Raw genomic sequence first — 25,651 nt, 5'->3', positions numbered from 1 at the left:
GTATGTATATTGAATTTATCGCAGTATAAGTCAAAGGTGTGACTAGATGATTTCGGTTTGTCGCAAGGATGTTTCTATTTGTCTCAAAATGTTTTCAGTTTACCTAAATATGTCGGCGAGATTAAATTCAGAAAAATTTCTGTAGACAGAAGTAAAACCTATTCGCGTATAATCTTGCCACTCCGCTAGTCATACCCAAAAAATCAGCTTAACAATCAAGGTGCATTAAATGAAGTATTCAGATCGAGCTCAGGCCATTTCTCCTTTTTATGCGATGGAGTTTGGTGATGCTGCCAGTGCGCTCGAGTTGCAAGGTAAATCAATTATTCGATTGAATTTGGGAGAACCAGATTTTGGTGCACCACCTCTGGTAAAAAAGGCAATGCTAAATGCCGTAAAAAACAATGAAATGCGCTATACGAGTGCGCTTGGCGATCCAATACTGCGTGAAAAAATTGCCGCATTTTACCAGTCGCAACATGGGATCACGATATCAGCGAGCCGCGTGGTGGTGACAGCCGGTGCCTCTGCTGCACTAATGCTTGCTTGCGCTGCTGTTGTAAACCCAGGCGACGCTGTGATAATGAACGACCCTTCATATCCTTGTAACCGTCAGTTTGTGAATACATTTAATGGGCGCGTAAAACTTGTGCCAACAGATGCCTCTACGCGCTTTCAACTCACTATGTCTCAGATTGAAGAACACTGGGACAGCAGCATAAAAGCCCTAATGCTAGCAACGCCGTCTAACCCAACAGGTACGAGTATTAAGTTAGACGATCTAAACGACATCTGCCATTTTGCCGCCGGCAAAGGTGCTTGGCGTATTGTCGACGAAATTTACTTAAACTTGTGTGATGGTGAGCGCGAAACTGCGCAAAGTGTGTTGGCTGTTGATGATGGCGCTTTAGTTGTAAATAGCTTCTCCAAATTCTTTGGTCTAACAGGTTGGCGATTGGGCTGGCTGATAGTGCCAGAAGATATGGTGCCAGTTATCGAAAAGCTTTCACAAAACTTATATATATGTCCTTCTACACCGGCGCAAATTGCCGCGCGAGCTTGTTTTGAAAAAGACTCTATTGACGAGTGTGAATCGCGAAATCGCACTTTGATTCAACGCAGGAAACTTGTGCTTTGTGAGTTAAGTGGTTGTGCGCTGCAAGTACCCGTGAAGCCAGATGGTGCGTTTTATGTGTATTTGGACATCAGTGCCACAAATTTGGACTCAATGGAATTTTGTCGCCGCCTGTTGAGTGAGAAAGGGGTTGCTATGACCCCTGGTATCGATTTCGGTTTAGCAGAAGGGCATAAATACATAAGGTTGTCCTACGCTACCAACGAAGACGCATTGCTTGAAGGTATGCGTAGGTTACGTGAGTTTGTTAATAATTTGGCTGATGTATAATCAGTCTCTAATTTGTGCCAAATTATTTTACTTGTTCTTTTTGTTTACTCCAATTAATCAGTTTTTGTACATGCGCACCAGAACTCATTATTAAATGGCAAATTTGCAGTATACCGTCTTTGTGAGCTTCTTCTAACTCTGACCCACTCAAAGCCGCTAGGGCATCTTTATTTATACTGTGCAAGCCATTTAAACTTGTTTTCTCACCTGAGATATCATCGAATTGCAGGGTAATGGCTTGAATAAGCCCCAATTCCGCCATTCGTTGTAAGCGTTTGTTAGTATAATCCATTGCTCCCATTAACTGGGTAAAGGTTTGTTTTATGCGCTCGAGATATGGTGTGGCTTGACCCGATTCGTCATACAAGGCTTCTCCCTTCTTGCTTGTAACCTGCGGGCTACTTAAATCTATTGCGATATTACCTTGAGAAAAGTCGTCTTGTTTTGCTAAGACTGCTTGGAAAGGTTTTCTCAGTATGTCAAGGGGTAAATAGCGTGCGTCCCATTGCCCATTTTGTAAATATAAGTTTTCGCCCGGATGTAAGCCGAGTAGTGCGTTTAAGCCGAAAGCCTCAGAATTTGGCTGTTTGGTAATAAATATTGGGTACTCGTGCACTAAGTTCGCTAATTCAGTCATTACAATATATACAGTGTTTACATGGTTGGCCGGAATATCAAACAGATTGTTGTCAACAGTGACATCTTTGTGCCTGATGTTATCAAGCAACTCTACAGATTCTTTTTGCATTAAATTTACTACGCTACTTTGTTATCGATGTTAACAATGGTAACAAATAAGTGAGCTGGTGTTCAAAGCTAGGATATTGTTTTGCGTCAAATCATATTGGGTTCTGCCTAGCCTGACTGTCATCTACTGAAAAGTTTGTCTTCATTTTAACTGGTTGTACCTTTGAAAAGTGATGAAATTGTGAAATTTCATAAAAATGACGGAAATTTTTGTAAATTAACTTCTATTTTTGCTACTTATTGTAAGTGTATGTAATTATTGGTTTTAATTTAATTATGTAAACATTTTCTGCAATTTTACCCAGTTTTGTTAACAATTTACCATTGACATTACCTACTTTCAGAGAGAAACTTCACAGGTGGATTTACAATATTTTACAAAAATGTAACACTTTCGTTTGAATTAAGTGGGATTGACCACTTTAGTTAAATCACTGGGAGAATTTAAAGATGTCCGTCAAGAATCAACGGTTTCATTTAAATGGCGTATGTTTAGCTGTACTTTCAGCACTAAGCTTTAGTGCTTTGGGTCAAGAGGAAGCTTCTACTAATGAAGCGGCGACGGCTGATGAAAGCGTCGAAGTAATTCAGGTCAAGGGACTAAAAGCAAGTCTCAAAAAGTCAATAAACGACAAACGTTTTGCATCAGGTGTCATCGATACGATCAACTCCGAAGATATCGGTAAGACAACGGACCAAAACATTGCAGATGCTTTGGGACGAGTAACTGGGGTTACCGTTGTAAGCCAAGATGGTGAAGGTACGCAGATTACTGTTCGTGGTGCTGATGCAAACCAAAACAACATTACGCTTAATGGTCAGTCATTAACGTCAACCGATTTTTCTCAGGCAGTAGATTTAAGTTCTTTCTCTGCTGATATTCTCTCAAAACTAGAAGTGGTAAAAACGCCAAGTGCTGATCATGACGAAGGTTCTCTGGGTGCATCGGTTAACCTAGTAACAGTTCGTCCCCTTGACCAAGTAGAAAATATTCGCTCTTTTACTTTGCAAGGTAGATATAATGACTTCTCTGAAAAAGAGAATCATAAGATTCAATTCTCTTTGTCAGAAAAGTTTCTTGATGAAACCCTAGGTGTGGCACTTACTGTATACGACGAGTCAAATGCCTACAGAAAAGACCAGTATAACGCCAGTAACTTTGTTGCTTCGCAAGTTTATGATCAGGCCGTTGATCAAAATGGTAATGTGCTCTCTGGCGTTAAGGTTATTGAACCTTCTGTAGCGAGCTATGAATTACACCAAAACGAAAGTAACCGATATGGTGGCTCACTCGGTATTCAGTTTTTACCAAATGATGTTAGTGAGTTAATGCTTGACGTAACTTATAGCAAGCAAGAGCTAGTAAGAACCTTTGATGCTGTTCAGGCGAAGAGTTTTGCTAATATCCCTAACTTTGTTGAAGGGGTTCAACCGACAAACTTTTCTCGTGCGCCAAATCCATTCAGTGACCCCATAGATTGGATTCAAGTTGATACCAGAACTTATGATATGACTAAGCGTATCAATCGTTATGGTAACGGTAACTTAGTGCGTAGTGACGGTGGTCAAGATAATGAAAACTTTAGTTCGACTTTAAACTTTAAAACAGAACTATCGTCGTCCCTAGTGGTTGAGGCTCAGGTTGGACACTCGTTCAGTAAATCAGAAAGTTTACCCAGTGCATTTACCGTAATGGAAAACTTTGTCCAAGTACCAGGCCGCTTGTTATATGATGCTGGCGCAAATATTGAGCCTGTAGGTGTCGACTGTACTGGCGGTGGGGACGTTTGCCGAGCTGTTTACGGCAACAGCCTTGTTGACTTAGGTGAAAACTTAAATGCGTTTACTGATGAAAATGGCTCTAGGGTATCAGGCGCAAGTGATAATGTCGCCTTTACTGGTTTTAACCCACAAGATATTTCATCTTTCCACCTTGGCTTTATTAGTGAAAGTCAGCGTGATGTAGAAGACTCTATCACTAACGCACAAGTTGACTTCGATTGGTTTGTTGATGATTTTTATGGTGTAACAAAAGTTGAATTCGGTGCGAAAGCAACATCACGTAACAAGCTTGTTGATAACCAGAATTTCAGCTTCCAATCCTTACAGGCTTCAGAAGTTATTACTGACCCTGTAACAGGTGAAACCATCGTTGAATTGGGGGGCTCACTTAGCAGTATCCGTGGCGACATCATCGCAGGCGACCCAATTCCTTATGATGATTTCATGGCATCACTCGGTTTCCCAAGAGAAGGTGCTACCGTTGGTTGGACGCCTATTGATGTCAAGCTAGCAAAAGAATTGGTGCTAGGTGACGGTGATGTCGTTCGCAATGTTGATAATACAGCATCTCGCGAAACCGATATCGATACTCAAGCGCTTTATTTCAAAGTTAACTTTGAATTTCTTGACGGTAAGCTAACCGGTGACTTGGGTGTTCGTTATGTTGAAACAGAAATCGAAGCACAAGGTTTCTCTGGTGCACGGTACTTTGAACAAGGTGGTTCAGATTTACAACGTGAATTTGATAGACATACGCTTGCTCAGCTAGCAGACCGCTCGCTTGCAGAGTGTCCAGCTATAAATCCTGGGGATGACGGCATTACTCGCTATGATCAAAAGTATCAGCGTGTTGATGGTTTAGGTTGGGATACCAGTGCGGGTCCCGATCCAGCAACATGGGTAAGAATTCCAGATGTTGGTCCATGTCATGATCCAGCAGTAGCAGATTATGCAGACGCCCTAGCCGCTTTTAGAGCGGGTGATATTCAAGATCAGCCCAATCTCAATGACTTCAACTTACTTTGGAGTTCGTTGTGGAGATATGCTGACGTAGCGACGAGCCGCACATATGGTTGGGATAACCTACCTGAGTGGAATGGTTCAACAGACGGGAATAATACAAACTATACTTGGGGTACATTTGAAAACAGAGAAGTCGCCTCGATTCCTGCATTTAAAACGCACTCCTATGAAAATGTACTGCCTAGTTTAAATTTAAACTATGCCTTCTCTGAAGAGTTCGTAGGCCGTTTTGCTATATCTAAAACTATGACACGCCCTGAGATTGATTTACTGCGTCCAGGTTACCTCGTCAACGAAGGTAGCTATTGGGGTAGTGGCAACTTAAATGTTGGTAATGTTTCTGTATTTAACACGCAGTTAGAGCCGTTAGAATCAAACAACTTAGATTTATCTTTAGAATGGTACTTTAGCGACACTGGTTTGCTGAGTTTAGCATTGTTCAAAAAAGACATGTCTAACTTTACTGACAGAGAAACTAACACTTCATTCATCAACAGTGTAAGAGATCCAGCCAACGCACCTGAAAATGGTGATGATCTCATCTTGCTTGATAGTGGTAATCTTGCAAACTGTCACCCAATTCGTGCAACGACCGAATTTGGTTATCAAGCTTCAGATCCGACAACATTCACTGGAGACCCAGCTGATAATTGTGCTGACTTTACCGTTACACGCGTGGTTAACTCGCTAAATGCTAAGATTCAAGGTTTAGAACTCGGTTACGTACATACCTATGATTTCTTACCCGAAATGTTTGATTGGCCAGCATGGACAGGTGGATTCGGGGTATCTGCGAACTATACCTTCCAAGACAGTGAATACGATTCTGGATTCTCGACGATAAACCCAGAACTGCGTTTGCCTTCTTACCCCGTAGCAGAAACACCGGAGCATAGCTATAACTTAACAACGTTTTGGGAACAAAATGGTCACCAAGTACGTTTGAGTTTACGAGGTACATCTGACTCATTGGTCGGTACAGATTGGACAAACGGACAAAGTGGACGTAACTGGAACCAAGGTTCTATCTGGAATGAAGGCAGAGATACTTTAGACTTGTCAGCTTCTTATCAAGTTAACGAGAATATTTCACTGACTTTCCAAGCAATTAATTTAACAGATGTCGCGCATCGTATTTACTTTACGAGCCGCACACTTGACGTAGTGCGTGTGCCTTCAGACAACGCAGCAGGGTTTGATTTTGTCAACCTTGAAGAAGGTAATCCGCTAGAGGGTGAAGCACCGACCCACCGTACTTACCAAAAATATAAAATTGGGACGACGTACCGTTTAGGTCTTCGCGTGAAATTTTAATTGTAGTTATTAGTCAATTGGTGATGCGGTATTTTTGACAACCCAAAAATACCGCATACGATGAAAACAGAATATTGGTAAAAAGTTATGAAAACATTTAAAAAATCCAGCGCTGTACTAGCGACTTCAACACTTCTCGCGTTAGCAGGTTGTGGTGGAGGAACAGCCGATGATTTCACTCCAGCACCGGTACAAAATGATAGCCCACCGGTTCACGGCGGTGATATCGCTATGGAATTCCAAGAAAAAGACACGATTACTTTTGTAGAGTTATTGGGTACACCAGAGGGACGTTTATCTGGTGAAGGCAACGCTACTGACGCTGATGGTAATTTCTTAACCGTGACTGATGTAACGATTACGACATCTGGTCCTCGTGCGGATGAGATTCAAACTGCTGGCATCGAGTTAAGAGGCAATAAATTAGGCGTTAGACCACTAGATATTGCGCCAAACCTCGACACTGATGAAACACATACCGTCGTGGTTAATTTTAATATCTCTGACGGAGCAAATTTGACGCCTCGTACTGCAACTATCACAATAGTTGGTGAGGATTTTGCGCCTGAAATAGCTAACGATTTAGTTGGTAACTTTACTAGAGACGCAGGAGCGTCTTCTATTGATGGTTTGCTTAACGTAAGTGACGCTGATGGTGAGCCATTAACAATAAGCAACTTAGTCGCTTCAACTGATAATCCATTTGAACTTCCTATTAGCATCAACGGTACTAACATTGACGTTGATATCGCAGCTGTTGAGAGCCAAATACCAGATGGTCAACGCGTCACTTTCAATTACACCTACACGGTCAGTGATCACAGGTTTGACATTGAACGCAACTTGACTGTCAACGTGCTTGGTGTTCAAGATGTGCCTGGTGCTCCTTTGGTTCTAAACTACTTCAAGTCTTTGGAAGTTGACGAAACAGACGCTGTAATGACAATCGATTTGTCAGACGAAATTCAAGAGCGCGAAGGCGATGACATCGTTATCCTTGATGTTATGGCTGATGGGGGCGACCTTCCATACGGTTTAAATTTGGACGGCAACATCCTTGAGTTTAATCCTCATGCATTTTTCAACGCAGTGCCTGCTGGTTCTTTCGTTGAGAAAGTGATTTCTTACAATGTTGAAGATTCAAACGGTAACCGCGCTGATGGTACAGCAGAATTAACCATTAGAATCAACGGTGTACAAACCAACTTGATGGCAACAGCATTAACGGATCCTACATTTGAAGACCCAAGTATTCGTGGACCATTGGTCACAGGTGGAAATTTAGCTGGCTTCAATGAGTTTGGATTCTTTTCTTCGGGTTGTAATTTGATCGAAGTGACAAATGAGGCTGCCATTTTCGGTGACTATGGTCTTAAAATTGAAGGCGCAAACTGTGAACTAAATGGTGGTCCAGTAATCGACGTACTTGAAGCCAACAAAAAATATGCGTTTTCTATGGCACTCAAGAACACGGCTGAAGTAAGTGGTAACCCATGGATTTCCTTCTGGAATACCCCTGGTGCTGACACCTTTTGGGCGGGTGCTCGTTATTTTGACAACACAACTATCAACACACCACTAGAACACGTATTCCTTTTGTCTACTTTCGAAGGTGGTTCACATGCGGTTAACGTTGGCTTGTCTTTGAGCTTCAACTTGGCTAAATTCTTCCAAGGTTTTGATATTCACTTTGTTGATGACTTCCACTTTGTAGAATACGGCTTTATTGATTTAGCTGCGCATGACATCCTGACCAACGATGTTGGCTTGTTTGATGGCGAAGATCCACTCAGCAGTGTAACAAATGTTGGCGGAACGGTCGCAGTGGTTGAATCTGGTGACTCGATGGTTTTGGAAGTTAACACTACCGGTTCTGAATCTGTGACCGTTAGCTTACCTATTGATGCTGGAGCAATTATAGAAGGCGGAAGATACTTATTGTCTGCAGATGTAAATCTTACTAACAAAGAAGAGGGCGCTGACAACGAGACGTTTTCTGCTAGCCTATCAAATGGTACCTCTGCTATAGGTTCTGGTACTTTCGGTACAGCTGTCGCGAGTGCTACCACGACATCTGAAATCTTCTTCTCAGAGAAGTTCGATACTTCAGATATTGATTGGTCTTCTGAAACGGTTACTGTAAACCTCACGTTCAACGGTGTTGATTCAATCTATCACATTGATAACGTGCGTTTAGTATTCATCCCAGAATAAACTATCATACAAAAAAAACCTGATACCGATGGTATCAGGGCTTTTTTTTGCCTCTAAAAACAATAATGATGTGTAAGTTTTTAACTAACCATCACATCCGGCCAACAGACCCTAGGCTCTGCAATATTTATCTAAAAATGCCTTGTGAGAAGGAAGTTTATCAATTTTTTGCTTGTTTTCGTTCTCTATTCTATCGAGTAGGTTTTGCAACTCATGCTCAGAGATTTCATCGACAATTGGGTGGTGTTTTTCTGGGATCAAACCTTGACCTATCATGACCTGTAGCCAAGAATCGGAAAAAACTTCGTCTTTTCCTTGTACAAAACGGCCTGTCTTTTTGAATAAATCAAGGCGAGTTTTTAGACTCTCAGGAATATCCATATTCTTACAAAACCTCCAAAACGGCGAGTCATCGCGTTCGGTTTGACAGTAATGAAGAATAATAAAGTCCTTTATTTCATTGTAATCCTTCACCATATAGTTGTTGTACTGATTGACCTCTAAGTCATTTATACCGTATGTGGGGAAGTACTTGATCAGCTGCATTATCCCTTGTTGGATTATATGAATAGCCGTGGATTCCAAGGGTTCGATAAATCCGCCGGCCAAGCCTATGGCGACACAGTTTTTATTCCACAGTTTTTCACGATGTCCGGTAACAAACTTTATCAAACGAGGCTCAGTCAGTTTTTCACCTTCGATAGTGTCGAGTAAAAGCTTGGATGCTTCGTCATCAGACATATACTGGCTACTGTATACGATGCCATTGCCCATTCTGTGTTGTAAAGGTATCCTCCACTGCCAGCCAGCGTGATTTGCGATAGAGCGGGTGTAGGGCGGCGGATCACCTTGTAGTCTTGTTTGTACTGGGATGGCTCGATCCATTGGAAGCCAATGAGACCAATCAACAAAAGTAGTATTGAGGGTTTCGTTTATCAATAATCCTTTAAACCCTGAGCAGTCAATAAAAAAGTCGCCAGCTATTACTTGACCATTTTGTAATGCGAGCGCGCTAATATTTCCGCTTTGAGGGTCTGTATTGACTTGGGCTACTCTCCCCTCAACACGTTTGACGCCGTTATTTTCTGCCACTTGTTTAAGAAACTTAGCGTAAAGGCTTGCGTCTATATGGTAGGCGAAATTTAAACCATTTTGTTCATGTGCAAATTTGTTCTGCTTGGCAGCCACGCCCTCTGCATTATACGCACCAAATGGTTTGCTGATGCCTAGCTCTACGCCTCGTTGCCAATATTCGTGAAAACCCGCTGCCCACATCCCCAAACCCGTGCTGCCAAAGCCGTGAAAATATTGCTCGCCTTGTGCCTTCCAGTTTTCGAACTGGATGCCAAGTTTGAAGGTGCCTGAGGTCGCTTTAGCAAACTCTGTGGAACGCATACCTAGCATGTCGTTAAAAAAATGAATGCTTGGGATCGTCGCCTCACCCACGCCTATCGTCCCAATTTGATCAGATTCTACTAAAGTGATATTGGTTTTAGAGAAGGCTTTTGATAGCAAGGCGGCTGCCATCCAACCGGCGGTACCGCCACCCAAAATTACGACTTGGTTTACTTTAGTATTCATTGCGATTTGCTAAACTGCTTTTAATTGGAAAATGATACCAATGCGCTGTGTTCCTTACAACGTGACTTGTGTTTTTGTTGCTAATTTGTGTAAGGGAAGCTTTTCACTTTTTACAAAATTGCTTTTAATCTCAGCCTGATATTCAACTAATGAAGTTCGAACTACGTGGAGGTAGTAAATAGTTTGTGATGCCGCCAATTAATGTAATGTGCCTTTGATTTGGATTACATAAACGTAGCGATTTCATCTAAGCTCTTTTTCTTCAAAGCGTGATAAGGAACCGTTGCGTCTTCCGAAGGATAACCAGCAACGAGCAACATGTATGGTCGTTCGTCATCAGGGCGTTGGCATATTTTTGATAAAAAACTCATTGGTTTTGGCGTATGTGTTAGCGTGGCCAGTCCTGCGTTGTGCAAAGCTGCAATTAAAAAGCCGGTGGCTATCCCAACGGATTCATGCACGTAATAGTTTTGCTTCTTTTTTCCACTGTCCTGCTGAGTATTTTTTTGACTGAAAATGGCAATCAACCAAGGCGCAGTTTCCAAATAAGGTTTTTCAGCGTCCGTACCTAGTGGTTTGAGCGCAGTTAACCATTCTTCGCTAGCAGAACCTTCATAAAAGCGCCGTTCATGCGCTTCAGCCTGTTCACGTACTTCGCGTTTAACATTTTGTGAACTGATTGCGACAAAATGCCATGGTTGATGATTGGCGCCATTGGGCGCGGTGCCTGCTGCTTTTATACACGTTTCGATAATGTGTTGTGGAACACTCCTGGAACTAAATTGGCGAATACTGTGCCGACGTTTTATTTGCTCGTACCAGTCATCTGCACGCTGGGCCATAGTGGCCTGTGGATATTCTATGTAATCATCTAGAGCTTTACTTTTATGCGCTTGCATAGAGTTTCCTGTCTTGTATTTTTTAGTTGTAAATTGTCGCTGAAAACGCGGATTTTAACCAGCGCTTAAAACTTGAATCAAAGCATTAAAAGCTTGTATCCCGCATTTTCTTAAGTATAATACGCGTCCCTCCCTTATGATACTGACGTTCCCCAAAATCGACAAACTCACAAGGGTGGTGTAACTATAAGATTTGTATCAGTATTTTAGGGGTGTAGTTCGAATTGGTAGAACAGCGGTCTCCAAAACCGATGGTTGGGGGTTCGAGTCCCTCCACCCCTGCCAACTGATATACTGTTGGTCAATATGGAATGTAGGCGTAGTGCATAAAGCCTTACGCTGCAAAGGTAACACGAATGAGTGATAAGGCAGAAAGTCAGTCCAATCCGTTGGACACAATAAAATGGTTAGTAGTTGTCGCGCTAGTCGGCGGACTTGTATATTTTAACAGTGCATATGGTGAAATTTCCCCGTTATACCGAGCACTTGCCGCTGTAGTAGTAATCGCTGCTTCCCTAGCTGTTGCTGCTACAACTACCAAGGGTTCAGCATTTTTTGCCTTTGCCAAAGACGCAAGAATTGAAGTGCGTAAAGTTGTGTGGCCTGAGCGCCAAGAAGTGGTGAGATTAACTCTTATCATTCTTGCAGCTACTGCGCTAGTAGGTGTGCTGCTTTACTTTATCGATATGCTTATCGTTTGGGCTGTCGGACTTATCACTGGTATCGGAGCCTAAGACTTATGTCAGATAAAAAATGGTACGTAGTGCAGGCGTTTTCTCAGTATGAATCTCGAGTAAAGAAAACGCTAGAAGAATACATAAAAATGCACGGCATGGAAGATTACTTTGGCGAGATACTTGTGCCAACGGAAGAAGTAGTTGAAATGCGCGCTGGCCAAAAACGTAAATCAGAGCGTAAATTTTTCCCCGGTTATGTTTTGGTTGAAATGGAAATGAACGAAGAATCTTGGCACTTGGTCAAGAGTATTCCTAGAGTTCTCGGCTTCATTGGCGGCACATCAGACCGCCCCATGCCAATTTCTAAACGTGAAGCCGATGCAATCTTAAATAGGCTTGAAGAATCTGTCGATAAGCCTAAACCTAAAACTCTGTTTGAACCAGGCGAAGTGGTGCGTGTAAATGACGGCCCATTTGCAGACTTTAACGGTGTTGTTGAAGAAGTGGACTACGAAAAAAGTCGCTTAAAAGTATCGGTGCTTATTTTTGGACGATCTACTCCTGTGGAGTTAGAGTTCAGCCAGGTAGAAAAAGGCTAAGTTCTGCACGGACAAGGCTACTTCTATCGGTGGTCACAAGATTTATCTATAAAGGCTTACAGATAACACTGTAAGCCTTTTTTACGTTTATCAGGTATTAAATATCTAGGGTCTGTTGACCTTTGGTGTGCAATTTTGCAGCGGTTTGTGCTTCATTTATACAATGCAGAGCGACTGTCGTGTAGTTGTTCTACATCAAGGAGCGATAAAGCAGTAGAAATGAAGCACAAACCGCTGCAAAATTGCACACCAAAGGTCAACAGACCCTAGTCTTATTGCATTTTTATAGATTGTAAGACTTAAGTAGTAGTAATTTGGGTGTCAGGTATATATAGTCTAAAATAACCAAAACGGTACTTGCTTAACAGTTGAGCGTAATATCAATATTTTATGCTAAATTTGCACAATAAAATTTATCTTCGCGTTGCTGTGATCATAGCGACAACAAGTATGCTGTTTGCTTTAGTCAGTGCTGCAGGTGTGTATTTTTATAAAGAGCATCAGCAAACCAATGTCAATCGCCAGCTAGTTGAACAATTGGGTGTTGGTGCACAACAGACCGCCGCTATTGCCGCATACTTAAACGACGATGTCCTAGCAACAGAAATTATCAACGGCCTAGCACTCAATGACCTTGTCGCAGGTGTTACCATTGAAAATCAGGATGGTCTGCTAGCCTCTGTCGGAAGCAATGGAAATAAGCGAGCGATATCTATTTTATTGGAAGATCCCTTTACGAAAGGTGAGGTCGTGGGGACTTTTCGAATTTACCCTGATTATGATTTCATTCAAAAAAGCGTAACGCGAAATGCTATAGAGAACGCTAGTGTATTGCTGCTAATAAGCTTGTTTACTAGTCTTATCGTAGGTTGGGTAGTGCAACAGCAGCTAACCACTCCAATCAGCAAATTAACGAACGCCTTTGAAAATCAAAAAGGTCGGTCTCCAGATACCTTTAAACCAATAGAAATTGGCTATAACAAAAAGGATGAGTTTGGCTTGCTTATTGACGGTATAAACTCGTTGACTCTAGCCTTGAAAGACCAATTTACCAGAGAGCAACAACTTCGTTTGCATCACGGTAAGTTACAAGAGCATTTTAAATTAATATTTGAGCAAGCCCGTGCTGGTATTGGCATTATCAATAGTGACAATCAACTGATCACTAAAAATCCCGCATTTAATCATTTGTGTCCTAAGCTTATCGAATCAACAGATTTTGTTGGGGCATTCGTACAAAGAGAACAACTCAAAACACACTTCCAACGTTTGCGACTAGTCAATTCAAGTGACCAAATCGCGGTTGATATAAGTTTTATCGATGGTTCGCAAGAGCGGGTGCTACATTGCTTATTTGCACGTATATGTGACGCTGACTCAAACTTTGAAGCTGGTGAAGAAGTATTAATAGAAGTTATTGCGTATGACATTACCGAACGTACATATCGCGAAAAAAGGACTAAATTTGAAGCTGATCACGATGTGTTAACCGGCCTACTAAATAGGCGTGCCGGTAAACGTGAAATTAAGAAAATGAACAACAAAGAACTTAACGGCACAGTATTAATGATGGTCGATTTGGATAAGTTCAAGCCAGTAAACGACTTATACGGGCACGATGCCGGTGACATCGTATTGCGTCAAGTGGGCCAAGTGATCAAGCGTACCTTCAACGACATGCCTTCAGTTGCGTGTCGGTGGGGGGGGGACGAGTTTTTGATTGCTATACCCGAAGACGAGCGCACAGAGTCTACTATTAAAGAGATGTGTGACAAACTCATTATGAATATCAGTCAGCCGATTACCGTCGAAGAGGGGGTTGATGTTCAAATCAGTGCCAGTATAGGTGTGTCGCGCTCAAGCCATTCAAATGAAGAACTGGAAGAGCTAATTGCGGCTGCAGATGCAACTATGTATGAAGTTAAAAAGTCGCGAAAGGGTGAGCTTACCCACAAAATGACATAGCAGTATTTAAGTTTGTCGCTTTTGAGGCACGGTTCGGGAGTATCAAAAACGCTGCCGAACCGTGCCTCAAAAGCGACAAACTTAAATACTGTCTGATAGTTGCGCTACTGAATAAATTAATTCTTGCTTATTTTTTGTTTAAAGCCTATACTTTGCGCCCTTTTTTATGCAAGGGAAGCCGTTAGAGTAAGTATTCTCTGTACTTACAAGGCGTTATACCCGATTAATAGAGAGATAGAATTATGGCGAAAAAAGTCACTGGCTTAATTAAGCTACAAGTAGGTGCGGGTGCAGCAAACCCAAGTCCTCCGGTTGGTCCGGCATTAGGTCAACACGGTGTTAATATTATGGAGTTCTGTAAGGCTTTTAATGCAAAAACAGAAGCTTTAGAAAAAGGTGCTCCAGTCCCAGTTGTCATTACTGTATACGAAGATCGTTCCTTTACGTTTGAAACTAAAACGCCTCCGGCTTCTTTCTTACTTAAGAAAGCAGCGGGCATAAAGAGTGGTTCTGGTCGTCCCAATACTGAAAAAGTAGGTACGGTTAATCGTGCGCAATTAGAAGAAATTGCGAAAACTAAAGAGCCTGATTTAACGGCTGCTGATCTTGATGCAGCAGTTAGAACGATTGCTGGCTCTGCGCGCAGCATGGGCTTGGTAGTAGAGGACTAATTAAAATGGCAAAATTATCAAAGCGTTTACGCGCAATCCGTGAAAAAGTAGATCCTGTAAAAGAATATCAATTCGACGAAGCAGTCGCTTTGTTGAAAGAGTTTGCTACCGCCAAGTTTCCTGAAAGTGTCGATGTAGCTATCAATCTAGGCATTGATGCACGTAAATCTGACCAAAACGTACGTGGTGCGACTGTCTTACCAAATGGTACAGGTAAAGATGTACGTGTAGCTGTATTTACTCAAGGAGCGAATGCAGAAGCAGCAAAAGAAGCTGGTGCAGATATTGTCGGTATGGAAGATTTAGCCGAGCAAGTCAAAAAAGGTGAAATGAATTTTGACGTTGTTGTAGCAAGTCCAGATGCGATGCGCGTTGTAGGTCAACTCGGTCAAATCCTTGGTCCACGTGGTTTGATGCCAAACCCTAAAACGGGTACGGTTACGCCAGATGTAGCAACGGCAGTCAAGAATGCAAAAGCAGGACAAGTCAGATACCGCAATGACAAGAACGGTATCATTCACGCTAGCATCGGTAAAATCGCGTTTGAGCCTACTCAAATCAAACAAAACCTTGAAGCTTTGGTTGAAGCGCTTAAAAAAGCTAAGCCTTCTTCTGCAAAAGGTACATATATTAAGAAAATTAGCTTAAGCACTACTATGGGTGCAGGTGTTGTGGTTGACCAAGGGTCAGTCGAAGGCCTATAAGCTAACTCTGAAAAGGTTGTGGGTTGGAGTCAAAGCATACAATGCTATGACTCCCGTCCAAGACCGCAGGTGTAAGCCAGTTAGAGCGGTCAGAGAACTCTAACGTTAATGGCAAACTTAATTTTCCTGCGCAGACGGTGGTTTCAACTCAGACTCTCTGGGAAATGAACACCGTAGAGCGGTATCGGAATTATCTGGTATCAATCTGTGAACACTGAAACTACAAGCATCTAGGTGTGAGTAAATTCAGAATTTAAGAGGTGAACTCAGTGGCATTAGGTTTAGCAGCAAAAAAAGAGATCGTAGCAGAAGTATCTGACGTTGCGTCTCGCGCTCTATCCGTTGCCGTCGCTGAATACCGTGGTATGGAAGTAGGTGAGCTAACCGAACTTCGTGTTAAAGCTCGCGAGCAAGGTGTGTACTTAAAAGTAGTACGTAACACCCTAGCAAAGCGCGCTTTAGCTGAAAGTAAGTTTGCTGACCTCGACAGTGCATTAACCGGTCCTCTAATTTATGGCTTTTCCATTGATGCTCCAGGTGGTGCTGCGCGTCTTTTCAAAGACTACGCGAAAAGCAATGATAAATTAAAGGTAACGGCCTTATCTATTGGTAGTGGTCTACTTGGTCCAGAAAAATTGGATGCAGTAGCTTCTTTGCCAACAAGAGACGAAGCACTTGCGAAACTACTTGCTACCTTCAAAGCACCAGTTGGCAAATTCGTTCAAACAATCAACGAAGTGCCTACCAAATTTGTGCGTGTATTGGCAGCGATCAAAGACGAAAAGTAATTTTTGTCTTGGCAATTTATTTAAATTTTTAACATTTTACCCAGGAGTTTAGAGAAATGGCTCTAACTAAAGAAGATATTTTGAATGCAATCGCAGAAATGCCTGTGATGGAACTTGTTGAACTAATCGAAGCAGCTGAAGAAAAATTCGGCGTAGAAGCTACTGCAGCTGTTGCTGTTGCAGCTGGTCCTGCTGCTGCAGCTGAAGCTGCTGAAGAGAAGACTGAATTCGACGTAGTTCTTACTTCATTCGGTGGAAACAAAGTTGCAGTAATCAAAGCTGTTCGCGGCGCAACAGGTCTTGGCTTGAAAGAAGCTAAGGAAGTTGTAGAATCTGCACCTAAAGCAATAAAAGAAGCTGTTTCTAAAGAAGAAGCAGAAGAACTGAAGAAGCAGCTTGAAGAAGCTGGTGCTGAAGTTGAAATCAAGTAATTAGTTGCGACTAGTTACTAGCCTTTATTAGGCTTAGGCTGATGGTTTTTGAACCATCAGCCTTTTTGCGCTATATCTATTACAAAACTTTCACCCTTTATTTGAATAGATAATTTAGCGCTGGGGATAGCGATAAGTTTTTGAATTCATTACAGCAATATCGGCTGGAATAGTTTATGCTTAAGTTAATGCCCAAAAAAAGGGTAAAGGAAGTTTGTTACGCATGGCAGTTGTGTAGCAGGTTGGGTCAAAAATCGGTCGGCTGAGGAACCCATGGTTTACTCTTATAGTGAAAAAAAACGTATCCGTAAGGATTTTGGCAAGCGCCCACAGGTACTGGAAATTCCATACCTCCTATCAATTCAACTAGATTCTTTTAAAAAATTTATTGATCAAGACCCAGATGGCCAATATGGTCTCGAGTCAGCGTTTAGATCAGTATTTCCAATAAAGAGTTATTCTGGTAATTCGGAACTTCAATATGTGTCTTATCGCTTAGGTGAGCCTGCGTTTGATGTGAAAGAATGTCAGATTCGCGGTGTGACCTATTCCGCGCCTCTTAGAGTGAAGTTACGCTTAGTACTTTTCGATAAGGAAGCTGCGCCAGGCACAGTAAAAGATATAAAAGAGCAAGAAGTCTACATGGGTGAAATCCCATTGATGACCGAAAACGGTACTTTTGTAATTAATGGTACTGAGCGTGTTATTGTTTCGCAACTGCATCGCTCTCCAGGTGTGTTCTTTGATCATGACAAAGGTAAAACGCACAGCTCAGGTAAAGTACTGTACAACGCCCGTGTTATTCCTTACCGTGGTTCATGGCTTGATTTTGAGTTTGACCCGAAAGACAACCTCTTTGTTCGTATTGACCGCCGCAGAAAGTTACCTGCAACCATAATCTTACGCGCTTTAGAAATTGGCACAGAAGAAATACTCGACCTATTCTTTGATAAAGTGTCAGTGCGTATTGATGACGACAAATTTATGATGGATGTCATTGCTGACCGTTTACGTGGTGAGACTGCACAATTTGACATTCTCGACAATGATGGAAAAGTTTTGGTTGAAGAGGGTCGTCGTATTTCAGCCAGACATACAAGAGCATTAGCTAAAGCAAATATTACAGAGTTACCGGTGCCTGCTGAGTACTTGATCGGTAAAGTTATTGCGAAAAGCTATGTTAACGAAGATACCGGTGAAATCATTGCCAACGCCAATGACGAGTTGACATTAGAGTTGCTTGAATCACTTAAGGAATCTGGTGTTAAGGCGTTTGACACGCTGTACATAAATGAACTAGACCACGGTTCGTATATTTCTGACACTATCAGAATCGACCCTAGTAGCAACCGACTAGAAGCCTTGGTAGAAATTTATCGTATGATGCGTCCTGGTGAACCACCAACGAAAGATGCTGCGGAGAACTTATTCGACAACCTTTTCTTCTCTGATGAGCGTTATGACTTGTCAGCAGTTGGCCGAATGAAGTTTAACCGACGTTTAGGACGTGAGGAATCAACTGGTGAAGGTACACTTGATAAGAGTGATATTATTGCTGTCATGCAACAGTTAATTACCATTCGTGATGGTAAAGACGAAGTTGATGATATTGACCACTTGGGTAACCGCCGTATCCGTAGTGTTGGTGAAATGGCTGAAAACCAATTCCGTGTCGGCTTGGTTCGTGTTGAACGTGCTGTTAAAGAACGTTTGAGTCTTGGTGATCTAGATAACGTGATGCCACAAGACTTAATTAACGCTAAGCCAATATCAGCGGCAGTTAAAGAGTTCTTTGGTTCCAGTCAGCTATCTCAATTCATGGATCAAAACAATCCATTGTCTGAAGTCACGCACAAGCGCCGTATTTCGGCTCTTGGGCCGGGCGGTCTAACCCGTGAGCGTGCGGGCTTTGAAGTTCGAGACGTGCATCCGACACACTACGGTCGTGTTTGCCCAATCGAAACGCCAGAAGGACCAAACATTGGTCTGATCAATTCCTTGGCGAGCTTTGCTAGAACTAATGACTTTGGTTTCTTAGAAACACCTTATCGTAAAATAGTAGACGGTGTCGTGACCGATGACATCGAATACTTATCTGCAATCGAAGAAGGTCAGTATGCAATCGCTCAGGCAAATGTCGCACTCGATGGCAATAACGCCTTGGTTGACGACCTTATTCCATGTCGTTTACGAGGTGAAACAACCCTAGTTCAGCGTGATGACATTACTTATATGGATGTGTCGTCTCAACAAATCGTGTCTATTGCAGCCAGTATTATTCCATTCCTTGAGCACGATGATGCAAACCGTGCATTGATGGGATCGAACATGCAACGTCAAGCCGTTCCGACACTCAAGGCTGATAAGCCACTCGTTGGTACTGGGATGGAAAAAACCGTTGCCGTTGATTCTGGTGTAACTGTGGTTGCTAAGAGAGGCGGTACAGTTGATTACGTAGACGCTAGCCGCATTGTAGTTAAGGTTAACGAAAATGAAATGGTTCCGGGCGAAGCCGGGATTGATATTTATAACCTGACTAAATACACGCGTTCTAACCAAAACACTTGTATTAACCAGCGTCCGACTTGTAATGTTGGTGAGCCTGTAGTAGCCGGTGACGTATTAGCTGATGGCCCTTCAACTGACTTAGGTGAATTGGCCTTAGGGCAAAATATGCGTATCGCATTTATGCCTTGGAATGGTTATAACTTTGAGGATTCAATCCTAATTTCTGAGCGTGTAGCTCAAGAAGATCGCTTTACTACCATTCATATTCAAGAATTAAGCTGTATTGCGCGTGATACCAAATTAGGGCCAGAAGAAATCAGTGCAGATATTCCTAATGTAGGTGAATCTGCCTTAGGTAAATTGGACGAATCAGGTGTTGTGTTTATTGGTGCCGAAGTCAAAGGTGGCGATATTCTAGTGGGTAAAGTTACGCCCAAAGGTGAAACTCAGCTAACGCCTGAAGAAAAGTTACTGAGAGCAATTTTTGGTGAAAAAGCTTCTGACGTAAAAGACACATCTTTACGTGTACCAAATAGTGTGACGGGAACTGTTATTGACGTGCAAGTGTTCACACGTGATGGCGTCGAAAAAGACCAACGTGCTCTAGAAATTGAAGACATGCAGTTACGACAAGTCAAAAAAGACTTAAGTGACGAATTCAATATACTCGCTGACGGCATTTTTGCGCGTGCTAAGCATTTACTTAATAACGCTGGTATAGCGGAAGATAAGTTGAACGATACACCTCGCGAGAAGTGGTTCGACATAATCCTTAAAGATGAAGATGCACAAGCCGAGCTTGACCAAGCTGCAGAGCAATTTGCTGAAACTAAGAATGATTTTGATAAGAAGTTTGAAATCAAACGTCGCAAGATAACCCAAGGTGATGATTTAGCACCTGGCGTTCTCAAAATTGTTAAAGTGTACCTTGCAGTTAAACGCAGTATCCAGCCCGGTGATAAAATGGCTGGTCGTCACGGGAACAAAGGTGTTATCTCCACTATTCAACCTGTTGAAGATATGCCACACGATGCAGATGGTACGCCGGTTGATATCGTGCTGAACCCACTAGGTGTTCCGTCGCGTATGAACATCGGTCAGATACTTGAGACGCACATGGGAATGGCGGCGCACGGTTTAGGTGTCAAGATTGATCGCATGATCAAAGAGGCACAAGAAGTCGCTAAAATGCGTGAGTTCTTGAAGAAAGTGTATGAACTTGGTGAGTCTCGTCAAGAAGTCGATATCGAGAGCTTCTCAGATGATGAAATCATGCGCTTGGCTGAAAACTTACGTGGCGGTGTGCCCATAGCTACGCCTGTATTTGATGGTGCACGAGAATCAGAAATCAAAGAGATGCTGAAGCTGGCAGACATTCCAGAGTCGGGTCAAATTACCTTGTTCGACGGCCGAACGGGTAGAGAATTTGAACGTCCAGTAACAGTTGGTTATATGTACATGCTCAAACTCAATCACTTGGTCGATGACAAGATGCATGCGCGGTCAACGGGTTCTTACAGCCTTGTTACTCAACAACCACTCGGTGGTAAAGCACAGTTTGGTGGTCAGCGCTTTGGAGAGATGGAAGTATGGGCACTTGAAGCATACGGTGCCGCATATACTCTACAAGAAATGCTTACTGTTAAGTCTGATGATGTCAATGGTCGTACTAAGATGTACAAAAACATCGTTGATGGCGACCACAGAATGGAGCCTGGCATGCCAGAGTCTTTCAACGTGTTGTTGAAAGAAATTCGTTCTTTGGGTATCAACATCGAACTTGAAGAGAACTAAGCTAGCGTTTGCGCTAAAACAAACAGGTTGGCTCGGTGTATTTCTAGTAAGACTTACACCGAGTCGGATTCAAGACTCCGCTGGGAGAAAAGTGTGAAAGACTTATTAAAGTTTATTAAACAGCAAAACAAGACTGAAGAATTCGATAATATAAAAATCGGTCTTGCATCGCCAGATATGATCCGATCGTGGTCATTTGGTGAGGTTAAAAAACCTGAAACTATCAACTACCGTACCTTTAAACCTGAGCGTGACGGCCTTTTCTGTGCACGTATTTTTGGTCCAGTAAAAGATTACGAATGTTTATGCGGTAAGTACAAGCGCCTTAAGCACCGTGGTGTAATTTGTGAAAAATGTGGCGTAGAAGTGACGCTAACTAAAGTCCGTCGTGAGCGTATGGGGCATATCGAATTGGCGAGCCCTGTCGCACATATATGGTTCTTAAAATCATTGCCGTCTCGTATCGGCTTAATGCTAGATATGACATTGCGCGACATCGAACGTGTACTTTATTTTGAAAGCTATGTGGTCACTGAGCCTGGCATGACGGATCTTGTTCAAGGACAATTGCTGAATGAAGAAGAGTACCTTGATTCGTTAGAAGAGCATGGCGATGATTTTGAAGCGAAAATGGGTGCAGAAGCTGTATTCGAATTGCTCAAGCAATTGGATGTTGACTCTGACGTAGCAGCAATGCGTGAAGAGTTACCGAGCGTCACCTCAGAGACAAAACGCAAAAAAATTACCAAGCGCCTAAAACTACTTGAATCTTTCCAGCAATCAGGTAACAAGCCCGAGTGGATGATTTTAACTGTATTACCAGTACTACCACCAGAGTTGCGTCCCTTGGTGCCACTAGACGGCGGGCGTTTTGCGACATCTGACCTAAACGATCTGTATCGCCGTGTGATTAACCGTAACAATCGTCTTAAGCGTCTTCTGGATTTAGCAGCGCCCGATATCATCGTACGTAACGAAAAGCGTATGCTACAAGAAGCTGTTGATGCCTTACTAGATAATGGTCGTCGTGGTCGTGCTATCACAGGCTCGAACAAGCGTCCTTTGAAATCGCTTGCTGATATGATTAAAGGTAAGCAAGGTCGTTTCCGTCAAAACCTACTGGGTAAGCGCGTTGATTATTCTGGTCGTTCAGTTATCACTGTTGGTCCAACGCTTAAATTACATCAGTGCGGTTTACCCAAAAAAATGGCATTGGAGCTGTTCAAGCCTTTCATTTACGGTAAATTAGAAGGCCGTGGATTGGCAACGACAATTAAAGCGGCTAAAAAGCTAGTGGAGCGTGAAGCGCCGGAAGTATGGGATGTACTAGACGAAGTTATTCGCGAACACCCTGTGTTGTTAAACCGTGCCCCTACACTTCACAGATTGGGTATTCAAGCATTTGAACCCACCTTAATTGAAGGTAAAGCGATTCAATTACATCCGTTGGTATGTGCTGCGTATAATGCTGACTTCGACGGTGACCAAATGGCCGTCCACGTACCATTAACCATCGAAGCACAGTTAGAAGCGCGTGCCTTGATGATGTCAACGAACAACATTCTCTCTCCCGCTAACGGTGAGCCGATTATCGTTCCTTCACAAGACGTTGTACTGGGGCTTTATTACTTAACTCGTGATCGTGTAAACGGTAAGGGTGAAGGTATGGTTTTCTCTAACCCAAATGAAGCAGAGAAAGCTTACCGCACCGAACGCGCTGAATTGCATGCACGTGTAAAAGTGCGTTTAACCCAGTATGAAATAAATGAAGAAGGTGAAAAAATTGCCAAGACCTCTATGGTAGATACTACCGTTGGTCGTGCAATATTTTCACTCGTACTGCCAAAGGGTTTGCCCTTTGATTTAATCAATCAACCCATGGGTAAGAAGCAAATTTCTAAGCTTTTGAATGCCTGTTATCGTACCCTGGGTTTGAAAGATACGGTTATTGCAGCTGACCAAATCATGTATACCGGTTTCCACTACGCTATGATTGCAGGTGCGTCAGTCGGTATTGACGACATGGTTATTCCTGCTGCGAAAAAAGACATTATCGAAGCAGCAGAAGCAGAAGTTGTAGAAATTCAAGAGCAGTTCCAGTCTGGTCTTGTCACCGCCGGTGAGCGTTACAACAAAGTTATCGATATTTGGTCTACCGCCAACGACAATGTCGCAAAAGCGATGATGGATAATCTTAAAACGGAGTCTGTTACTAACCGTGACGGTGAAGAAGAGCAGCAGCAAAGCTTTAACTCTGTTTACATGATGGCTGACTCCGGTGCTCGTGGTAGCCCTGCTCAGATTCGTCAGCTTGCGGGTATGCGTGGTTTGATGGCCAAGCCAGACGGCTCTATCATCGAGACACCAATTACCGCAAACTTCCGTGAAGGTCTAAACGTACTCCAGTACTTTATTTCTACTCACGGTGCGCGTAAAGGTCTAGCGGATACCGCTCTGAAAACCGCCAACTCGGGTTACTTAACTCGTCGTCTTGTCGACGTGGCGCAAGACCTAGTTATTATTAATGATGACTGTGGTACCTATGAAGGCGTGGAAATGACGCCTCTAATCGAAGGTGGAGACGTAGTTGAGCCGTTGAGAGAGCGTGTACTTGGTCGCGTTGTTTGTGAAGACGTCTTGAAGCCAGGTACTGACGAGGTGCTTGTTGAGCGTAATGTCATGCTTGATGAAAAGCTCGTTGACATGTTAGAAGAAAATAGTGTCGATAAAGTTAAAGTTCGCTCTGTTATTACTTGTGACAATGATCACGGTGTGTGTGCTAAGTGTTACGGTCGTGACCTAGCGCGTGGACACATGGTGGGATCAGGAGAAGCTGTGGGTGTTATTGCTGCTCAATCAATTGGTGAGCCTGGTACACAGTTAACCATGCGTACCTTCCACATCGGTGGGGCGGCCTCTAGAGCATCTGCAGAAAACAGTGTGCAAGTTAAGACATCAGGTACATTAAAACTTCACAATGAGAAGTTTGTACGTAATTCAGATAACAAGGTCGTGATTGTTTCGCGTTCTACTGAATTGACTGTTATTGACGACCAAGGCCGTGAAAAAGAGCGTTACAAAGTACCTTATGGTGCGATATTGACCGTCGACAACGGCGCAAGTATTAACGCTGGAGACGTTGTGGCGAATTGGGATCCGCATAGTCACCCAATTGTGACCGAACGCGCGTCTAAGATCACCTTCGCGGATGTCGATGACTCAAATACTGAAACACAACAAGATGAGTTAACAGGTTTAACGCGTATTGTTGTTAAGGATCTGAGTAAGTCTAACGTAAAAGAGCCCAAGCTCATTCTTGAAAGTGAAAACGGAACCTTACAGGAAATACGTTTACCTGCGTTTACCACCATTGAAGCTAAAGACGGTGTAGTCGCCAACGAAGGTGATGTACTGGCTCGTATTCCTCAAGAAAGCTCAAAAACACGAGACATTACCGGTGGTTTGCCTCGTGTTGCTGACTTGTTCGAAGCGCGTAAACCTAAAGAGCCTGCGATATTGGCAGAAATATCAGGTACGATCGGTTTCGGTAAAGAGACAAAAGGCAAACGTCGTTTAACGATTACACCTAAAGATGAAAGCGCAGCTAGACATGTGAGCTTGAATGCGAATGGTCAATACGAAGAGATGATCCCTAAATGGCGTCAACTCAATGTATTTGAAGGTGAAAACGTTGAAATTGGTGAAGTTATTTCAGATGGCCCAGAGTCTCCACATGATATTCTTCGCCTTCGTGGTGTGAGTGCCGTCGCCAATTATATTGTTAACGAAGTACAAGAAGTTTACCGTTTACAAGGTGTAAAAATTAACGATAAGCACATAGAAGTAGTGATCCGTCAAATGCTACGTAAATGTGTGATTCTTAACGCGGGCGATACTATGTTCCTTGAAGGGGAGCAGGTTGAAGTATCCAGTGTGAAAATTGCTAATCGTGAATTTGAAAAACAAGGTAAGATCCCAGCTACTTACGAAATTCAATTATTGGGTATTACAAAGGCCTCTTTGTCTACCGAATCGTTCATTTCAGCTGCGTCTTTCCAAGAGACTACGCGCGTACTTACCGAAGCTGCCGTGCAAGGCAAGGAAGACGATTTGCGTGGTCTGAAGGAAAATGTGATAGTGGGTCGCCTAATACCAGCAGGTACCGGTTTCTCTTATCATCAGAAGCGTTCAGAAAGAAAGCTAGCCGCTTTACAAGAGGAGTTGTCTGTTTCTGCTGAAGAAGCACAAGCTCAGCTTGCAGAAGCATTGAATGCCGGCGATAACGAAGAGTAGCTCCTCTTCAAAATCTATTTAAAAAAGCATGGTTTTACACCATGCTTTTTTTTTGATAACTACTTGGAATGGACTAGCACAACAAAAACATGATCAAAATCAAGTTTTACTAAAGGAAGGCCAAAGCTAAACGATAAACTTTGTAGGTGAGTACATTATCTTTATGGATGATGTTTGCTTTAGTATGGATTGCCATGTTCTCCCTTATTTATGGCGTTTGTCGTACTAGTAGCAAAATCCAAACGTGCTTGTCAGA

At 42.7% G+C, this 25,651-nt stretch carries 15 protein-coding genes and 1 tRNA gene; 13 read left to right on the top strand and 3 right to left on the bottom strand.

Annotated elements, in window-relative coordinates:
- The first annotated feature begins 229 nt into the window (after positions 1 to 229).
- On the top strand, positions 230 to 1,405 hold the full coding sequence (locus tag ACFOHL_RS11470) for an aminotransferase class I/II-fold pyridoxal phosphate-dependent enzyme (RefSeq protein WP_376920372.1): 1,176 nt from the start codon (positions 230 to 232) through the stop codon (positions 1,403 to 1,405).
- Positions 1,406 to 1,427: 22 nt separating this feature from the next.
- Here ACFOHL_RS11470 and ACFOHL_RS11465 read toward each other — a convergent pair whose 3' ends face one another.
- Complete coding sequence (locus ACFOHL_RS11465; RefSeq protein ID WP_376920371.1) at positions 1,428 to 2,153, bottom strand: SapC family protein; 726 nt, start codon at positions 2,151 to 2,153, stop codon at positions 1,428 to 1,430.
- Between the two features lie 449 nt (positions 2,154 to 2,602).
- Here ACFOHL_RS11465 and ACFOHL_RS11460 point away from each other — a divergent pair, with 449 nt between their 5' ends.
- Both ACFOHL_RS11460 and ACFOHL_RS11455 read left to right on the top strand, forming a co-directional pair.
- Positions 2,603 to 6,271 (top strand): TonB-dependent receptor, encoded by a 3,669-nt coding sequence (locus ACFOHL_RS11460; protein WP_376920370.1) that lies wholly within the window; start codon positions 2,603 to 2,605, stop codon positions 6,269 to 6,271.
- An 87-nt stretch (positions 6,272 to 6,358) separates the two neighbouring features.
- Positions 6,359 to 8,485, top strand: coding sequence for a hypothetical protein (locus ACFOHL_RS11455; protein ID WP_376920369.1), 2,127 nt, complete (start codon positions 6,359 to 6,361; stop codon positions 8,483 to 8,485).
- A 111-nt stretch (positions 8,486 to 8,596) separates the two neighbouring features.
- On the opposite strand, the gene ACFOHL_RS11450 is transcribed toward ACFOHL_RS11455, so the two are convergent.
- Positions 8,597 to 10,066 (bottom strand): tryptophan halogenase family protein, encoded by a 1,470-nt coding sequence (locus tag ACFOHL_RS11450; protein WP_376920368.1) that lies wholly within the window; start codon positions 10,064 to 10,066, stop codon positions 8,597 to 8,599.
- Positions 10,067 to 10,290: 224 nt separating this feature from the next.
- On the bottom strand, positions 10,291 to 10,965 hold the full coding sequence (locus ACFOHL_RS11445) for a nitroreductase family protein (RefSeq protein ID WP_376920367.1): 675 nt from the start codon (positions 10,963 to 10,965) through the stop codon (positions 10,291 to 10,293).
- Between the two features lie 208 nt (positions 10,966 to 11,173).
- On the opposite strand from ACFOHL_RS11445, the gene ACFOHL_RS11440 reads away from it, so the two are divergent.
- The 10 genes from ACFOHL_RS11440 (at position 11,174) to rpoC (ending at position 25,395) form a co-directional block, all read left to right on the top strand.
- A tRNA-Trp gene (locus ACFOHL_RS11440) sits at positions 11,174 to 11,250 on the top strand.
- 71 nt (positions 11,251 to 11,321) lie between these two features.
- Positions 11,322 to 11,699: a preprotein translocase subunit SecE gene (gene secE, locus ACFOHL_RS11435; RefSeq protein WP_376920366.1), complete on the top strand. Its 378-nt coding sequence runs from the start codon at positions 11,322 to 11,324 to the stop codon at positions 11,697 to 11,699.
- Between the two features lie 5 nt (positions 11,700 to 11,704).
- Positions 11,705 to 12,241, top strand: coding sequence for a transcription termination/antitermination protein NusG (nusG, locus tag ACFOHL_RS11430; RefSeq protein ID WP_376920365.1), 537 nt, complete (start codon positions 11,705 to 11,707; stop codon positions 12,239 to 12,241).
- Between the two features lie 450 nt (positions 12,242 to 12,691).
- Positions 12,692 to 14,206: a sensor domain-containing diguanylate cyclase gene (locus ACFOHL_RS11425; protein ID WP_376920364.1), complete on the top strand. Its 1,515-nt coding sequence runs from the start codon at positions 12,692 to 12,694 to the stop codon at positions 14,204 to 14,206.
- Between the two features lie 242 nt (positions 14,207 to 14,448).
- A complete protein-coding gene (gene rplK, locus ACFOHL_RS11420) occupies positions 14,449 to 14,877 on the top strand; it encodes a 50S ribosomal protein L11 (RefSeq protein WP_376920363.1) in 429 nt (142 codons plus the stop codon).
- Positions 14,878 to 14,882: 5 nt separating this feature from the next.
- Positions 14,883 to 15,581 (top strand): 50S ribosomal protein L1, encoded by a 699-nt coding sequence (rplA, locus tag ACFOHL_RS11415; RefSeq protein ID WP_376920362.1) that lies wholly within the window; start codon positions 14,883 to 14,885, stop codon positions 15,579 to 15,581.
- A gap of 269 nt (positions 15,582 to 15,850) precedes the next feature.
- Positions 15,851 to 16,369 carry a 50S ribosomal protein L10 gene (gene rplJ, locus ACFOHL_RS11410; protein ID WP_376920361.1) on the top strand — a complete coding sequence of 173 codons (519 nt, stop codon included), beginning with the start codon at positions 15,851 to 15,853 and terminating at the stop codon, positions 16,367 to 16,369.
- 56 nt (positions 16,370 to 16,425) lie between these two features.
- Positions 16,426 to 16,800 carry a 50S ribosomal protein L7/L12 gene (gene rplL, locus ACFOHL_RS11405; RefSeq protein ID WP_376920360.1) on the top strand — a complete coding sequence of 125 codons (375 nt, stop codon included), beginning with the start codon at positions 16,426 to 16,428 and terminating at the stop codon, positions 16,798 to 16,800.
- A 273-nt stretch (positions 16,801 to 17,073) separates the two neighbouring features.
- The gene (gene rpoB / locus ACFOHL_RS11400; protein ID WP_376920359.1) at positions 17,074 to 21,102 is read left to right on the top strand and encodes a DNA-directed RNA polymerase subunit beta; all 4,029 of its coding nucleotides are present in this window, start codon (positions 17,074 to 17,076) and stop codon (positions 21,100 to 21,102) included.
- Positions 21,103 to 21,195: 93 nt separating this feature from the next.
- The gene (gene rpoC / locus ACFOHL_RS11395) at positions 21,196 to 25,395 is read left to right on the top strand and encodes a DNA-directed RNA polymerase subunit beta' (protein ID WP_376920358.1); all 4,200 of its coding nucleotides are present in this window, start codon (positions 21,196 to 21,198) and stop codon (positions 25,393 to 25,395) included.
- Positions 25,396 to 25,651: the final 256 nt, after the last annotated feature.

It is taken from the genome of Agaribacter flavus (assembly GCF_042646125.1).
In the GTDB taxonomy this organism is placed as follows: Bacteria; Pseudomonadota; Gammaproteobacteria; order Enterobacterales; family Alteromonadaceae; genus Glaciecola; species Glaciecola flavus.
The sequence above is the reverse complement of the archived record's forward strand: the minus strand, read 5'-3'. Positions and strand labels throughout refer to the sequence as shown.

Excerpts from the sequence above, each read along its gene's own strand:
- ACFOHL_RS11465 (WP_376920371.1), bottom strand. The coding sequence starts at position 2,153 with ATGCAAAAAGAATCTGTAGAGTTGCTTGATAACATCAGGCACAAAGAT.
- ACFOHL_RS11425 (WP_376920364.1), top strand. The coding sequence starts at position 12,692 with ATGCTGTTTGCTTTAGTCAGTGCTGCAGGTGTGTATTTTTATAAAGAG.
- rplK (WP_376920363.1), top strand. The coding sequence starts at position 14,449 with ATGGCGAAAAAAGTCACTGGCTTAATTAAGCTACAAGTAGGTGCGGGT.
- ACFOHL_RS11455 (WP_376920369.1), top strand. The coding sequence starts at position 6,359 with ATGAAAACATTTAAAAAATCCAGCGCTGTACTAGCGACTTCAACACTT.
- ACFOHL_RS11450 (WP_376920368.1), bottom strand. The coding sequence starts at position 10,066 with ATGAATACTAAAGTAAACCAAGTCGTAATTTTGGGTGGCGGTACCGCC.
- ACFOHL_RS11470 (WP_376920372.1), top strand. The coding sequence starts at position 230 with ATGAAGTATTCAGATCGAGCTCAGGCCATTTCTCCTTTTTATGCGATG.
- rplA (WP_376920362.1), top strand. The coding sequence starts at position 14,883 with ATGGCAAAATTATCAAAGCGTTTACGCGCAATCCGTGAAAAAGTAGAT.
- rplL (WP_376920360.1), top strand. The coding sequence starts at position 16,426 with ATGGCTCTAACTAAAGAAGATATTTTGAATGCAATCGCAGAAATGCCT.
- nusG (WP_376920365.1), top strand. The coding sequence starts at position 11,705 with ATGTCAGATAAAAAATGGTACGTAGTGCAGGCGTTTTCTCAGTATGAA.
- ACFOHL_RS11445 (WP_376920367.1), bottom strand. The coding sequence starts at position 10,965 with ATGCAAGCGCATAAAAGTAAAGCTCTAGATGATTACATAGAATATCCA.
- ACFOHL_RS11460 (WP_376920370.1), top strand. The coding sequence starts at position 2,603 with ATGTCCGTCAAGAATCAACGGTTTCATTTAAATGGCGTATGTTTAGCT.
- secE (WP_376920366.1), top strand. The coding sequence starts at position 11,322 with ATGAGTGATAAGGCAGAAAGTCAGTCCAATCCGTTGGACACAATAAAA.
- rpoB (WP_376920359.1), top strand. The coding sequence starts at position 17,074 with ATGGTTTACTCTTATAGTGAAAAAAAACGTATCCGTAAGGATTTTGGC.